Source organism: Hymenobacter defluvii (assembly GCF_017589435.1).
GTDB classification, from domain to species: domain Bacteria; phylum Bacteroidota; class Bacteroidia; order Cytophagales; family Hymenobacteraceae; genus Hymenobacter; species Hymenobacter profundi.
Genome location: NZ_JAGETX010000003.1, coordinates 330,702 through 346,271, shown reverse-complemented (window position 1 = coordinate 346,271; position 15,570 = coordinate 330,702). Strand labels below are relative to the sequence as shown.

Here is a 15,570-nt window from a genome sequence, read left to right as displayed (position 1 = left end):
ACGACAATTCTAACCTCTGTAGTTTAATGAAGATACAACCCACCCGCTCTATCTGGTCTATTGTGGCGCTGGCCGGCAGCGTTGCCGTGTTTAACGCCTGTTCTGGTACTACCAAGGTAGCCAGCGGATCTACTGCTCCCGCTGCCATTCCGGCCCCCACAGGCCTCACTCGGTTCGTAGACCCCTACATTGGTACGGGCTTCCACGGGCACGTATTCATGGGGGCCAACGTGCCCTTCGGAGCGGTGCAGCTGGGGCCGGTGAACATCTCCGAGGGCTGGGATTGGTGCTCGGGCTACCACTATTCCGATTCCACCATCATTGGCTTTTCCCACACCCACCTCAGCGGCACCGGCATCGGCGACCTGGGCGACGTGGCGGTGATGCCCACTACAGGAGAGGTGCAGGTGATGCGCGGCTCGGTGAAAAACAAGAGCCGTAGCTACGTATCGGCGTTTTCGCACGAGGACGAAACCGCCCGCCCCGGCTACTACGCCGTGCAGCTGAAGCGCTACGGCATCCGGGCCGAGCTGACGGCATCCGAGCGGGTAGGCTTTCATCAGTACACCTTCCCTCAGGCGAAAGATTCGCACCTGATTATCGACTTGCAGCAGGGCATCGGCTGGGACCAGGCCACCGATACGCACCTGGAAAAGCTCAACGATAGCACCCTGGTGGGCTACCGCTTCTCGAAAGGCTGGGCCAAGGATCAGCGCCTGTACTTCGCGGCGGTTCTCTCGAAGCCTATGCGCGAGTTTGCCAGCGTGCAGGTTGTGGATTCGTTGGGTAATACCACGCCGGCCACCAAGGGCACCCGCCTGAAAGGGGTAGTCACGTTTGCCACCAAGGCCGGCGAGCAGGTGAAACTGAAGGTAGGGATTTCGCCCGTCAGCACTGAGAATGCGCTGGCCAACATCCGGGCTGAGATTCCGCACTGGAATTTCCAGAAGACCGTGGCCGCCGCCGATGCCGCCTGGAACCAGGAGCTGGGCAAGGTGCAGATCAAAACCGAAAACCAAGACCAGCAAAAGGTTTTCTACACGGCGCTTTACCACACCATGATTGCGCCCTCGACCTTCAACGACCACAACGGCGACTACTGGGGCACCGACAAGCAGGTGCATAAAAACGCGTCCTTCACCAACCTCACTACCTTCTCGCTGTGGGATACCTACCGGGCGGCGCACCCGCTGTTTACCATCCTGCAAACCAGCCGGGTAAACGACATGGTGAACACCATGCTGGCCATCTACCAGCAGCAGGGTAAGCTGCCCGTGTGGCACCTGATGGCCAACGAAACCAACACGATGGTAGGCTACAGCGCCGTGCCAGTGGTAGTAGACGCCTACCTCAAAGGCTTCGACGGCTTCGACGCCAATCTGGCCTATGAGGCTATCAAGACCACCGCCATGCGCGACGAAAGTGGCCTGAAAGCCGTGAAAGAGCTGGGCTTCATCCCCGCCAACAGCGAGGTAGAGAACGTGTCGAAAGGCTTGGAATACGCCGTGGATGACTGGTGCATTGCCCAGATGGCCAAGAAGATGGGCAAGCAGGAAGACTATGCCTACTTCAGCAAGCGCGCCAAAAACTACCAGAACTACTTCGATAAAAGCGTGGGCTTCATGCGGGGTCGCGTGTCGAAAACGGAGTGGCGCACGCCGTTTAGCCCCTTCCAGTCGGTACACATGAAGAGCGACTTCACAGAGGGCAACGCCTGGCAATACACCTGGCTGGTGCCGCAGGATGTGGAAGGCCTAGTTGGCCTGCTGGGCGGCGAGAAGCGCTTCACGCAGAAGCTCGATTCGCTGTTTACGGTGCAGGGCAACATGGGCGAAGAAGCATCTCCCGACATTTCGGGTCTCATTGGGATGTATGCCCACGGCAACGAGCCCGGCCACCATATCACCTACCTCTACAGCTACGTGGGCCAGCCCTGGAAAACCGCCGAGAAGGTGCGCTATATCATGGACCAGTTCTACACCACCAAGCCCGATGGCATCATCGGCAACGAGGACGTGGGGCAGATGTCGGCGTGGTACGTGCTGTCGGCTATGGGCTTCTATCCGCTCAACCCCGCTAATGGTGCCTTTGTGTTTGGCAGCCCCATGGTGCAGCAGGCCACGCTGGCTCTCCCCAATGGCAAGTCGCTTTCCATTGAGGCCAAGAATAATAGCGCCACCCATAAATACATCCAGTCCGTGACCCGCAACGGCCAGCCCTACCTCAAGTCCTACATCACCCACCAAGATCTGATGCAGGGCGGCACATTGGTGCTGGAAATGGGACCTAAGCCTAGCCCTACCTGGGGCGTAGCGCCGGAAAACCGGCCGCGCTCCGTAATGCAGTAAGCCGACCTACCTCACCCTAACTTGGTGCATGCGTCTACACCTCGCGTGCCGTTCGCAAAGCCGGCTGCCTCAGGCAGCCGGCTTTCTTTTTGGGTGGTGTAGTAGGCAATAAACTGCCCGCTCATGCCCATCGCATGGGTAAGGGCCGACTATTTTTCTACGTAGTAGTGTAAATTTTCTTTTGCGATAATATCCAGCGGTAAGTACTTGAAGGGAGATACTTCCTTTTTGAAAACAAGCTGATCGGCTAGGGCATACAAGCCATAATATCCCTGTTCCTTGGGGTTCTGATTGATCAGGAAGTCAATGGTCCCTTCCTGCAGATACTGAATGTTTTCTTCCAGCAAATCGTAGCCTACCAAGCGAATACGGTGGGCATAGGGTTGGAGATAGGGCGCAATAGCATACGCCCTGGATGTACTGACGAAGATGCCCCGCAACTGCTGATCCTGCGCCAACAGCTCGGTGAGTTGGCAGGCAAAGGTAGACTCGGTGGGGTAGGGGAGGTCGATGCTGCGAATGGTGTTGCCGGCTGCCTGCGGGGCGGGCAGTTGGGCAAAGTAGTCGCGGAAGCCCTGCTCTTTCTGCGTTACGTGCACGGAGTTGGCAATGTCCTCGGCAATGTGGGCAATGAGGTAGGTGCCCGGCTGCATTTGCCCAAACTGAAGCAGCTTGCCAGCCAAGTAGCCACTCTGATAAGAGTCCTGCCCCACGTAGCTCAGCGGATTGATTTCCGTGATGTAGGTATTGAATAGCACGTACGGAATCTTGGCGTGCTGCCACCGCTCAAAAAACGGCAACGACTCGCGGTAGAATAGTGGCGCAATCACAATGCCATCGGGCTGGGCCTGCGTAGCCAGCTCCATCTGCTCCAGAAAAGACTCTACCCGCGACATATCGTAGGGGTACACCGTGAGCACCACACCGTACTGCTGCAACTCCCGGGCTGCCTTGTTGATGCCCTCCCACGGGGCCTGCCAGTAGGGGTCCAGCGTGTGGCTGGGCTGAATGGCTGCTAGCCGGTACGTGCGGTTGGAGCCCAGCGTACGCGCAATCATGTTGGGCTCGTATTCCAGCTCCTCCATCATCAGCAGCACCTTTTGGCGCACGTCCTCGGCCACCCGGCCGCGGTTATGCAGCACCCGGTCTACCGTGCCCACCGAAACGTTTGCCTTCGCTGCTATATCCTTAATGCGTACCGCATTCTTACTCATAACTATACTTTTATATGTAAGTGAAACCTGATGATCTGCATCATGTGAAAAAACGGCTGACAATACGAGGTGATACCGAAGTGGCCATCATGCGTGCCTACAGCTGAAACCAGCGAAGCCAGGTCTGTACGTTTGCCAGAGTGCATGGCCGTAGCCACAAAGCATGCCACCACACGAAGTAGCTGCTGTTAGAAAGGTCGGTTAAATCCAAGCGCCGTTGCAATGCCGCGTTGGTAAATAGTGGGTAACTCTCTACGAAGGGCAGAAAATGCAGCGTAGTACGGCTGATTCTGCCAAAAATAGGGGGCACTGTTAAGAGCAAAAGGGCTAGATCAAGTGCTATTTATCTACCATCAAGCTTCTACAGTCAGCTGAGACTCGTAATAGTGCAGATTTACTAGGTTTTGTCCTGAAAACAAGTCTAAAATACAACAATAATACATAGAAGAAATATCTTTTTGCGTGTGCGCACACTTGCTATATTTAGCTCTGCGTGTGCCCACACATTTTTATTTTATATTATTTGCTTTATAATTAAGCGATGATTACGTTTGAGTTAAGCCAACGAATTCAGCTTCTTAAAATGCAGTTCGGTATAGCTTGCCGTGTTCAGTTGGGAATCTGACTGGTAGCACAACTGCAACAACATCTGTAAACCCTCCAGCTTGTACCGGGCAAGGGAGTTGGATGAGTATGCCGAAAAATTGAAAAAGTTACATTTCAAGGCTGCAGTATAGTGACTCGCGCTATTGTGTGATACAAGTAAAAAATAGCACAGAAAGCGAAACAGTTTTCGCGTGTACGCACACATTTCTTTTCTTTGGTTTTGATTTAGTTGATGTGGTTTAGTATGTTTGAAAGGAACTAAATACTTCCTGTTGGGAAAATCTTATTTCTCAACAGGCTAAAAAGCACCTTTACTAATACGCTTTCCACTCGTTGCTGCTACACTGCCACGAAGTACAACCGATTGTGTAAGGTCCGTCTGCTGCCGTCCTTTCCCGCCCTTTCCACCAATTTTCTTTCGCTGCTATGCTGCATTACCTGATAAGGTAGGGTAGGAAGCAGCTAGTGCATTTTAGCGGGTCCGATTCGCGGGCTGCTCAACGCAAGTAACTCATCTTCATTCCTCTCACTCCATACACCATGATAAGAAAAACTCTACAATTATTTGTACTGCTCTTGCTGCTGTGTCAGGCCCAGGCCTGGGCACAGGGGACGAAGGTCTCGGGCAAGATAACCGACAACTCCAATGAGCCGCTCATTGGGGTGAGTGTAGTGGTAAGCGGTACCACGCAAGGCGCCACTTCTGATGTAGACGGCAACTACACCGTAACGGCCCCTGACGGCGCCAGCCTGGTGTTCTCCTACATTGGCTACATCAGCCAAACGGTGCCCGTGAATGGCCGTTCGTCCATCAACATCATTCTGGCCAACGACACCAAGCAGCTGGGCGAGGTAGTGGTAACAGCCCTGGGTATCAAGAAAGACGAGCGCAAGCTGGGCTACGCTGTGACGACGGTAGACGGTGAAAAGCTGAACGTAGCCCGCGAAACCAACGTGGCCAACTCCCTACAGGGCCGCGTGGCGGGCCTGAACGTGGGTGGCACCAGCGGCGGCCCCGGCTCCTCGGCTCGCCTCAACATTCGCGGCGTAACGTCCTTCTCGGGTGCTTCGCAGCCGCTGATTGTTATCAACGGTGTGCCTATGGACAACTCTGTGCGCGGTAGCTCCGGTGAGTGGGGCGGCGCCGACCTGGGCGATGGTATCAGCAACATCAACCCCGACGATATTGAGTCGATGACGGTGCTGAAAGGCTCGACTGCCTCGGCCCTGTACGGTGCCCGCGCCGCTAACGGCGTGATTCAGATTGTGACGAAAAGCGGTAACCGCGGCAAAACCACCATTGAGTACAACACCAACCTGCAATTCAGCCAGGCAGTAGACAACACCGACTTCCAGACGGTGTACGGCCAGGGCAGCCAGGGCGTGCGTCCTTCTGACCGGGCCTCGGCCATCAACTCGGGCAACACGGCCTGGGGTGAGCGGCTGGACGGTCAGCCCACCATCGGCATCGACGGTCAGGAGCATCCTTACTCGCTACAGAAGAACAACATCAGAGACTTCTACCGCGTTGCCCCGTCCTGGACCAACACGCTGGCCGTGTCGGGTGGGGGCGAAAAAGGCACCTACCGCCTGTCGGTATCGAACCTGGACGCCAAGTCGATTCTGCGCAACAGCGGCCTGGACCGCCGCACGGTGAACTTCAACACCCAGTACGACCTGACCAAGAAGCTGAGCTTCAACCTGACGGCCAACTACATCGACCAGAAGGACAACAACCGTCCGCAGCTGAGCGACTCGCCGCTGAACGCCAACAACATCACCTTCCTGGCACCCAACATCGATCAGGCTACCCTGCGCCCCGGCTACGACCCCAGTAACAACGGCCTGGAAACAGCCTGGAACAACGATAGCTACGCCTCCAACCCATGGTTTGTGGTGAACCAGTTCAAAAATGACCTCTCGCGCAAGCGTCTGATTAGCGCCCTGTCGGCCCGCTACGCTTTCACCGACTACCTGTTCCTGCAAGGCCGGGTAGGCTACGACTACTCCAGCGACCGGCGCTTCAACGTGACGCCCTACGGCACGCTGTACTCGTCTAACGGTGAGGGCGGACTGGAGAACCTAACCCTAGGCTCGCGCCTGGAATTAAACACGGACGCACTGCTGTCGTTCAGCAAAGACCTAAACCAGGATATTTCCGTGAGTGCCAGCGTAGGCAGCAACTTCCGCCGCAACAACTTTGAAGCTACGCGTTTGTATGGCGGGCAATTCATCGTGCCCTACCTGTACACGCCTTCCAACCTGCGCACTCCTTCGCAGGAGTATCAGTACAGCCTCCTAGAAACGTTCTCAGCCTACTACACCGCAGATGTTACTTATAAGTATCTGACGCTGAGCACGACAGGTCGTTACGACCAGTTCTCTACCCTACCGCGCAACGACCGTAGCATCTTCACGCCTTCGGTAGCTGCCAGCTTCATCTTCTCGGATCTGCTGCAATCCTCGGTGCTGAGCTACGGTAAGCTGCGTGCTTCCTACGCCGAAACCAGCGGCGAGCCGGCTCAGCCCTACCAGACGGGCTTCTACTACAACATCAACCGCTCCATCAACGGCATTCCGCGCGCCTCGTTTGATTCGCGTCAGCCCAACGCCAACCTGAAACCCTACAGCCTCAACGAGTATGAGGTGGGCACGGAGTTGAAGTTCTTCCAGAATCGCATTGGCTTAGACGTGGCGTACTTCCGCCGCAAAACCGATGGTGAGATTGTAGGCGCCAGCTTGTCACCGGCCACCGGTTTCAATAGCCGATCGGTGAACCTGGGCTCTACCCTGAACCGTGGCGTGGAAGCCGCCCTGACCGTGACGCCGGTGAAAACGGGTGCCTTCACCTGGACGTCGTCGTTCAACATCACCAAGCTGAAAAACGAAGTATTGGACATTGACAACGGTGCCAACAACCCGTTGCAAACGGGTACCTACCGCCCTGGTGCCAACGGTGGTGCCAACATTGCCATTGTGAAGGGGCTGCCGATTGCCCAGATCCGGGCGTACGACTTTATGCGCGATGCCAACGGCAACGTGGTGATTGGAACCGATGGCGTACCAGTACGGGGCGAGTTGAAGCCGATGGGCTCGGGCATTGCTAACCTATTCGGCGGCTGGAACAACGATTTCAACTACCACAACTTCAGCCTGTCGTTCCTGATCGACTACAAGTTCAACAACAAGGTGCTGTCGGCTACGGAATACTACTCCTACACGCGTGGTCTGAACAAAGCCACCTTGGAAGGTCGCGAAACCGGCATTGTAGCAGAAGGGGTGAAAATGAACAGTGACGGAGATGTAACAAATGAAGTCAACGACATTGTGGTGCCGGCTTATGTGTACTACCCCAAGCTGATCAACAACGTGGATGCCCTGGCTGTGCTGGATGGCAGCTTCATCAAGTTCCGTCAGCTCACGCTGGGCTATACCCTCAACCAAGCCGTACTGGCAAAAACACCTTTCCAGGCTGTGACGCTGTCGTTGGTAGGTCGTAACTTGTTCACGATTATGAAGCGCACGGATAACATAGATCCGGAAAATACAATTTCTCCTCTGGTGGCGTACGCTGGGGTAGAAGGCGGTTCCCTGCCATTTGCCCGCACATACGGCTTCACGCTCAACGTAAAATTCAAGTAATACAGGAATATGAAAAAGCCATTCCTATTTATAGCACTCACTGCGGCGCTGTGGAGCAGTTCCTGTTCCGAAGACCGCTTCGACGACGTCAATACCAATCCCAACGCGGCTTCAGCCGAAAACCTCAACCCCAACTACCTGCTCACCGACGGCCAGTTGGGCTACGCCAATACGGGCTATGCGCAGTTGCTGTACCAAGCTCCGGCCATTCAGGCGCTGGCCAGCACGTTCAACTACTACGGCAACGGGGATAAGTACGTCAACGCGGGTGGTTTTGGGGGCTATCAGGCCCTGACCTTCAATAACTGCTACACGGCGCTGAGCCGCTTAGAGCAGGCCATTAGGGTAGCCAACACGCAGAGCCCTGAGCGCTTTGCCAACGTCATTGCCATCAGCAATATCATGAAGGTGATGATCTATCAGCGCCTCACTGATACCTACGGGGATATTCCGTATTCGGAAGCGCTGATGGCGCAGGAGGGTATTACGGCCCCCGCCTACGACAAGCAGGAGAACATTTACCCGGCTTTGCTGACGCAGTTGGAAGCAGGCATCAATAGCTTGAACACCACGGCCCCATTGGCTACCGGCGACCTGCTGTACGGCGGTAATGTAGCGCAGTGGAAAAAGCTGGGCTACTCCCTGATGGTGCGCGTGGCCATGCGCATGACCAAGGTGAACCCTACCCTGGCAAAAACCTGGACCGAGAAAGCCGTGGCGGGCGGCACCATGACAGCTACTAGCGACAACGCCATTGCCCAAACCGACGCCTCACAGGGCGACATACAGAATGCGACGTCGGGCGCCCTGCTCACAACCGACGACTTCCGGGAAGTGAAGTGGAGCAAAACCCTGATTGACTACCTGCGCACCAATGATGACCCACGCCTGGGCGCTATTGCCGAGATTCCGCAGGCGGGTGCTACCAACAACGCTAACCAGGGCCTGACTGGCAACACCGACCCCGCTGTGCAGCGTGGTCTGCCGAATGGCTACGACCTGGCTGGTGGAGATTTTGATATTCGGAAGCGTGCCGACTATCCGGGGCCTACGGGCGCCGCTGGCAATATTGCCCCGTTGGGTAATTATTCCCGCCCCCGCGTGAACGTGTACATCAAGCGCAACGCTCCTAACTTCCTGTTGACCTACGCCGAAACGGAGTTCCTGCTGGCCGAAGCCGCTACCCGCGGCTGGAGCGTGGGCGCTACGGCTGCCACGCACTACGCCAATGGCCTGCGCAGCGCCATGGAATCTCTGACGCAGATGGACGCGGCGGCTACCATTCCGGCCGCTACTATCACCGCCTATGTAGCTGCTCACCCGCTGACCACAACATCGGCAACGGACGCCTACCAGCAGATCAACAACCAGTACTGGCTGGAAACGTCCACTACCTTCAACTTTATTGAAGGCTGGTTTAACTGGCGTCGTTCGGGCTATCCGATGCTGACGCCCGTGAACTACCCTGGCAACGTGACTAACGGAACCATTCCGCGTCGTCTGCCATATCCGGCCGCTGAAATCTCTAACAATCCCGCCGGGTACCGGTCTGGGGTAGCCAGCCTGAACGGCGGCGACCTGCTGACCTCGCGGGTATGGTGGGATAAGTAATAGTGTATTTTTTGCACAGGTAAAAGAGAGGCTTTATCCCGGACGATGGGGTAAAGCCTCTCTTTTTATAGAACACGGTAAATCAGTTTCTTCGGAATAATCATACGCATGCAGCATCTTTTCAATTTCAAAACTCTCGCAACCATAACGCTCCTGCTCGGCGGGGTAGGGCTATCGGCTTCGGCACAGGACCAAAAGGTATTTCAGGGGATGGAGCACCTCTTTACCCTGCCCAAAGGCTACGTAGTGCAGTACACTGCGCAGCCCCTAACCATGGACGGTAACCTACGGGAAAGCGCCTGGCAGCAAGCTCCCTGGACCTCGGATTTCGTGGATATTGAAGGCGCCGCCAAGCCGCTGCCCACCTACCAAACGCGGGTGAAGATGCTTTGGAACGACTCCACGCTGTTCATTGCCGCTACCTTGCAGGAGCCGCACATCTGGGCCTACCAAACCCACCACGACGATATCATCTACAAGGACAACGACTTTGAGGTGTTTATCGACCCCGACGACAATACGCACCAGTATTTCGAGGTGGAGGTGAATGCCCTCAATAAGATTTTCGACCTGTTCCTACCCAAGCCCTACCGCAACCACGGCGACGCCCTCATCAGCTGGGACGTGGCCGGCCTACGCTCCGGCGTAAGCATCAACGGCACGCTCAACCAACCCAAGGACCAGGATAAAAGCTGGACCGTGGAAATGGCTATTCCGCTGAAAGCCGTGCGCATGGGCTTCCCATTTAATGCCCCCACGGAGGGCACTTTGTGGCGCATCAATTTCTCCAGGGTGGAGTGGGACACGCGGGCGGCCAACGGCAACTACGTAAAGCAGCAGGACGCCGCCGGCAAAGACCTGCCCGAGCACAACTGGGTGTGGTCGCCGCAGGGCGTGATTAACATGCACTACCCCGAGCGCTGGGGATACTTGCAGTTCACGCGCCAGGCTAAGGCGCCGGCTTTCGAGCTGCCTACCTCCGAGCTGCGCCGCCGCTACCTGTGGCTGGTGTACTACCGCCAACAGCAGTACCGCGAGAAGAACGGCCGCTACGCCGCCTCGCTGGCCGAGCTGAACATCGCGCCGCAGGTAGACGTGGCCGGGAAATCCAATCAGTTGGCGCTACTGGCCACGCCCGAGCAGTTCACGGCTACCCTTGCGGCGTCGGGCGCTGCTACGCTGCGTATCAACAATGAGGGGTTGGTGGAAACGGTGAAGTAGTAAGGGTAATAGAAAAACATATTGAAGATTTTCCGCTTTTCTGTCATCCTGAGCGGAGCGAAGGACCTTCTCACGTGGGAACGGCAGGCGTAACAACGACTCGTTCCCACGTGAGAAGGTCCTTCGCTCCGCTCAGGATGACAGAGGAGTAACGTTCCGGTTTCCTACCTACTCGCCAGCGGCTTTACGCCGGCGTTGCGGAGCTTGGCTACCAGGTAGCGGCCTATTTGCCTGCCCTGTTCGTTGCCGTTGTTGACGCTCTCCATGTAGTGAATGCCGCCGTAGAAGCGCGACACGGAAGCTTCGCCGGCGGCCTGTCGGAACGAGGTGAAGGCCCGCTCGCCGCTGCCGAAGGGAATTTCGGTGTTGTCGAGGTAGGCAATGTTGTCACCGAGCAGGTAGGTGAGCATTTCGGCCACGGCGTTGGACACGACGGCGTGGCCGCTGGTGTACTCCGGGAAGGGCGGCGTTTGCAGAATCGGCTGCCACTTCACGTCGATGAAGCGGTTGATGTAGGTTTCGGGACGGATGCGGTTGGTGGCGTACTTGGCTTCCCAGCAGCTGATAAAGGCGTCCATCAGCGTTACGCCCTCCATGGCCAGTACCAGCACCGTGCGGTCAAAGCCTACCTTCTGCTGCTGCGCCACCAGCGCCCCAATGTTCATCCAGTGTCCGCCGGGACTGATCTTTTTGAAGCCGATGGACATGTGCCCTGCGGTATTGACCGCAAACGGGTTGCAGTCCCAGAACTGGGCAATTTGTAGCTGCTCGTCGGTGAGGTGCTTCGAGACATTGTAAACGGCCAGCACCTGCTTATGAAAGGCCGAAGCCGTGTCCTTGCTGAACGGCACCATCGGGGCCGGGCGGAACTGCGCAGCCGAGTCTATCATCAGCGGCCGAATCGTTTTCCAGTTGGGCTCCACCGCTTCCATGTAAGCAGGTGGGGTAGGGTACCAGGCGCCTTCCGCCTTCACGGGAGTGTAGCGCTTCAGGGCGCTCAGGCGGTTATAGCGGTCGGCTTTGGAAAACGCTACGACCGCCTTGGCCGCCAGCTTCCCTACCCGCACCGACTGCGCCAGCACGGCCGGCTTCACGCCTTGTTTTTCCAGGCCGCGCACAAACTCCTCTTCCTCTGCGGCCAGATTTTCGCCGGAAGGAAGCAGCAGGCGCGCCGCTTCCAGCATGCTGTAATAGGCCGCTATCTGGTAGTCGTATTTGCCCTTCACCGTATCCAGCCGCAGGTCGGTGGTGTAGCCCGTGATAAAGCGGGTAGGGGCGGGCAGGCTCTTGTTGTGGGCTGATACAATGGCATAAGCGCCCAGTGTGGTGTACGCGTAGTAGCGCGCTGCCACTGGAGGGGCCACTACATCGTGCACCAGCGTCATGTTGATGGCATCCAGGGCCTTGCCGGGGTTCAGGGGGGTAGGAGGCGCGGTAGCGTAGACCGATGCGTGGCCGCCCAGCACCAAGCTCATCAGGAAGAGAACCTGCTTTTTCATTTTTGCTTCTTGTAAAACTGTACGGCGCCGTTGCTCACGCCCACCACCAGGTAGGGCTGCTTATTCACCGTTATTTCACTCACTGATTTCACGTCGCCCAGCACGCACAGGCCGGCTTGGGGCTGGGTTACGTACCGGAACCCCCCTTTGCCATTGCCTTGCAGCAGGCAGCCATAGTTGGCATCCAAGCTGCCTAGCTTCAGGCGGTTGTCGGAGTGGTTGCCCAGCAGGAGCAAGTCGGGGTGGCCGTCGTGGTTGTAGTCGCCGCTGGCAATGTGGGTCACGGCCGAGAACTGCGCCTCGGTGGGTAGGGGGGCGGCTGCAAATTTACCGTTTTGGTTGAGGTAGAGCATGGTGCGCATCTCGTTGGCCTCCAACTTCTTCGCCTTACTAAGATCCTCAGCCGGAAAAATGTCCTGCATGGTCGCATCAGCGTAGGCCTTGTAGGAGGTGAAGCGGCGGCGCATCGGGTAGATTTCATCGTTTAGCTCGTCGCGACTCACAAAGGGGTAGCTTTTGCCGTTGAGGTAGAAGTTGAAGAAGGGGTCGATGGAGCCATTGTTGTCGAAATCAGCATAGTACAACTCGGCTGGCTGCTGAGCTGTGGCGCGTATCTGCGTGTTCAGCCCCAGGTTGCCGGCCACAATGTCGGGCTGACCATCCTGGTTCACGTCGGCCACGTGCAGGCTGAACCAGAAACCCTGCTGCGGGGTAGCAAAGTAGTCGGCTGTCTGGTCCTGGAAGCCCTGCGGCGTGTTGATCCAGACGGTGAGGGGCATCATCTCGCCGCACAGCACCAAGTCGGGGCGCTTGTCCTTGTTCAGGTCCACCCACTGCGCATCCGTCACCATGCCGGCGCGGGCAAACGGCGCGTCGCCCACGGCCGCAAACTTGCCTTTGCCGTCGTTCAGCAGCAGGTAGCTGGGCGGCGCCAGTGGGTACTGGCCGGGTATTACCCTACCCCCCACAAACAAATCCAGGTCGCCGTCGCCGTCTACATCGGCGGCGCGCACGCAGCCTTTGCTGCTACCGTGCAGTGCGGGTAGGGCGTTGGGAGCCAGCACCAAGCTGCCTTTGCCATCATTCAGGTACAGTTCATCCTGTAAATCGGGGGTGTCGGCTTCGTACAAGGCATAGCCGCCTTTGGCAAGGTAGAGGTCGGGGTAGGAGTCGCCGTTGGCATCGAGAAAGGTAGCCGCGGCCACGGTGCCCGCGGCCGGACTGGCACCACCCGCCAGCGCCTGTTCCTGGAAGGTGCCGCCCGGCTGTTGCACATACAGCCTACCCAGTTCGCCGGGTGCACCGCTCACAAACAGGTCGTCCAAGCCGTCCTTATTCACATCGGCCTGTGTGAGCACTGGGGCCGTTTTGGAGTACATAAACAGCATCAACAACTGGCGCTTGAAGTCGTTAAGGGCTACCTCCTCGGGCTGAAACGCAAACAGCGTCGTGGCCGGCTGAAACAAGGTTTTGGGGGTAGGGGCCGAGCGAGCCGCCAGGTTTTTGCCGGCAGCCGGCGCGGTCAGTTTCAGCAATTGGTTGGCCTTTACTTTGGTCAGCAACTGCCGGGTCTGGTTGGGCCACACAATTCGCACCGAATCCACTACCGAGCTGCTACCCAACCCGAAATGCAGGGTGGTAGGCACGCAGGAGAGGTAGCCGCGGTTGGGGTTCACCTCCTGGTACTGCGCATTGCCCGCCGCATACACATACACTTTCGCGCCCACGGCCTGGGTGTTCTGGCCTGCGCCCGTGAGCTTGAACGCCAGGTAGGCCGTGTGCTGGTCCTCTACGCTGCGGTTGCGGTAGATGCTGGCCGGCTGGTTTATCGTGTTTACAATCAGCTCCAAATCCCCGTCATTGTCGAGGTCGGCGTACACGGCGCCGTTCGACATATTGGTCTGGTTCAGGCCCCAGTCGGTTTGCTTGTTGGTGAACGTGAGGTCGTGGTTGTTGCGGAAGATGTAGTCGGGCACGGCCGTGGAGGGCATGGCCGTCACCAGGTCCATCAATAAGAACGGCTCCCGCGCCATGGCCTTTTTGATCTTGTAATCACCCCAATAGCGCAGAAAATCCTTGTTGGTGTAGTCGCGCAGGTAGCCGTTGCTGATGAAGATATCCTTGTAGCCGTCGTTGTCGAAATCGGCTAGGAGGGGGCACCAGCTCCAGTCGGTGTTCGACACACCGGCCAGTTGCCCAATCTCGCTGAACGTGCCGTCGCCGTTGTTGAGGTGCAGCATGTTGCGCATGTACTGGTGGTACAAATCCTGTTGCAGCATCAACGCAAACGACTCGTAGTTTTCCTGCAACTGCAAAGACTTTTGCCGGTGGTTGTCGGCCGGCATCATGTCCAGGGTCAGGATGTCGGGGCGGGCGTCGTTGTTGAAATCGGCAATGTCCACGCCCATCGAGAAGTGGGAGTGATGGCGCAGCACCTGCTTTGACTGGTCGGTGAACGTGCCGTCGTGGTTATTGTGGTAGAGGTAGTCGGGCTCGTTGTAGTCGTTGGTGACGTACACATCCGCCCAGCCATCTTTGTCGATATCGGCCACGGCAATGCCCAACCCAAACGTGAGCGGGTTTTGCACGATGCCCGCAGTTTTCGATACGTCCGTAAAATGGCCCTTATCGTTGCGAAACAGCTTGTTGCTCGACAGCACGTCGGCCTGCCCTTTTAGGCTGGCAAAGGCCATGTTGTCGATTTTCTTGATGCTGTGGTTGAGCAGAAACATGTCCAGGTCGCCGTCGTTGTCGAAGTCGAAAAAGGCGGCCTGGGTGCTGTAGCCGGGGTCGTCGAGCCCATAGGCCTGGGCTTCCTCCTTGAAGGTAGCGTTGCCCTGGTTGATAAAGAGTTGATTGCGGCGCGTGGCTTCGTCCTTCTTGCCCGAATAGCAGATGTAGAGGTCTAGCAGGCCGTCGCCGTTCACATCGGCTATAGTCACGCCGGTTTTCCAGCTGTCTTTGCGGCCTTCCAGCAGCGGGGAGGCCTGGCGGGTGATATCCTTGAACTTGAAATTGCCCTGGTTGAGGTAGAGCCGGTTGGACCGCATGTTGCCGGTGAACAGCAAATCGGGTAGGCCGTCGTTGTTGATGTCGCCCACGGCCACGCCGCCGCCGTTGTAGAAATACTCATACGACAGCACGTTCAGCGCTTCCGTTTCGCTGACGTCGTTTTGGAAGGTGATGCCAGTTTCTTTGGGGCTAAGTAAGCTGAACAGTGGCTGTTGGGCGTTGGCAGAAGAAACAATACTTAAAAGCAACAATAGTACAGTCGTACAAGTGGTGCTAGTAAAGCAGTTACACATGATGCGAAGAAATAGGAGGCAGGACGTAGCAATCGACTAAGTTAAGATACTGTTGTGATTATCAGATATTTTTTTGGGTTAAATAGTAAAAAAGAAAGGGTAGCATGCATCGCAGACACACGCT

At 56.9% G+C, this 15,570-nt stretch carries 7 protein-coding genes; 4 read left to right on the top strand and 3 right to left on the bottom strand.

Annotated elements, in window-relative coordinates:
* Positions 1-26: 26 nt before the first annotated feature.
* Positions 27-2,348 carry a GH92 family glycosyl hydrolase gene (locus tag J4D97_RS08395; protein WP_208307176.1) on the top strand — a complete coding sequence of 774 codons (2,322 nt, stop codon included), beginning with the start codon at positions 27-29 and terminating at the stop codon, positions 2,346-2,348.
* A 149-nt stretch (positions 2,349-2,497) separates the two neighbouring features.
* On the opposite strand, the gene J4D97_RS08390 is transcribed toward J4D97_RS08395, so the two are convergent.
* Positions 2,498-3,562 carry a LacI family DNA-binding transcriptional regulator gene (locus J4D97_RS08390; protein WP_208307175.1) on the bottom strand — a complete coding sequence of 355 codons (1,065 nt, stop codon included), beginning with the start codon at positions 3,560-3,562 and terminating at the stop codon, positions 2,498-2,500.
* Positions 3,563-4,708: 1,146 nt separating this feature from the next.
* Here J4D97_RS08390 and J4D97_RS08385 point away from each other — a divergent pair.
* The 3 genes from J4D97_RS08385 to J4D97_RS08375 all read left to right on the top strand — a co-directional run bounded on the left by J4D97_RS08385 (position 4,709) and on the right by J4D97_RS08375 (position 10,642).
* Positions 4,709-7,810, top strand: a complete 3,102-nt coding sequence (locus J4D97_RS08385) for a SusC/RagA family TonB-linked outer membrane protein (RefSeq protein ID WP_185280690.1) — start codon at positions 4,709-4,711, stop codon at positions 7,808-7,810.
* A gap of 9 nt (positions 7,811-7,819) precedes the next feature.
* Positions 7,820-9,421 carry a SusD/RagB family nutrient-binding outer membrane lipoprotein gene (locus J4D97_RS08380; protein ID WP_185280689.1) on the top strand — a complete coding sequence of 534 codons (1,602 nt, stop codon included), beginning with the start codon at positions 7,820-7,822 and terminating at the stop codon, positions 9,419-9,421.
* A 108-nt stretch (positions 9,422-9,529) separates the two neighbouring features.
* On the top strand, positions 9,530-10,642 hold the full coding sequence (locus J4D97_RS08375) for a carbohydrate-binding family 9-like protein (protein ID WP_243900209.1): 1,113 nt from the start codon (positions 9,530-9,532) through the stop codon (positions 10,640-10,642).
* Between the two features lie 164 nt (positions 10,643-10,806).
* On the opposite strand, the gene J4D97_RS08370 is transcribed toward J4D97_RS08375, so the two are convergent.
* Both J4D97_RS08370 and J4D97_RS08365 read right to left on the bottom strand, forming a co-directional pair.
* On the bottom strand, positions 10,807-12,141 hold the full coding sequence (locus tag J4D97_RS08370) for a vanadium-dependent haloperoxidase (protein WP_208307174.1): 1,335 nt from the start codon (positions 12,139-12,141) through the stop codon (positions 10,807-10,809).
* Positions 12,138-15,404 (bottom strand): VCBS repeat-containing protein, encoded by a 3,267-nt coding sequence (locus tag J4D97_RS08365; protein WP_243900208.1) that lies wholly within the window; start codon positions 15,402-15,404, stop codon positions 12,138-12,140. The genes J4D97_RS08370 and J4D97_RS08365 overlap by 4 nt, the downstream gene beginning before the upstream one ends.
* Between the last annotated feature and the right edge of the window lie 166 nt (positions 15,405-15,570).

Bases quoted from the DNA above. Each gene is read 5' to 3' on its own strand.
- J4D97_RS08395 (WP_208307176.1), top strand. From the start codon at position 27: ATGAAGATACAACCCACCCGCTCTATCTGGTCTATTGTGGCGCTGGCC.
- J4D97_RS08390 (WP_208307175.1), bottom strand. From the start codon at position 3,562: ATGAGTAAGAATGCGGTACGCATTAAGGATATAGCAGCGAAGGCAAAC.
- J4D97_RS08385 (WP_185280690.1), top strand. From the start codon at position 4,709: ATGATAAGAAAAACTCTACAATTATTTGTACTGCTCTTGCTGCTGTGT.
- J4D97_RS08380 (WP_185280689.1), top strand. From the start codon at position 7,820: ATGAAAAAGCCATTCCTATTTATAGCACTCACTGCGGCGCTGTGGAGC.
- J4D97_RS08375 (WP_243900209.1), top strand. From the start codon at position 9,530: ATGCAGCATCTTTTCAATTTCAAAACTCTCGCAACCATAACGCTCCTG.
- J4D97_RS08370 (WP_208307174.1), bottom strand. From the start codon at position 12,141: ATGAAAAAGCAGGTTCTCTTCCTGATGAGCTTGGTGCTGGGCGGCCAC.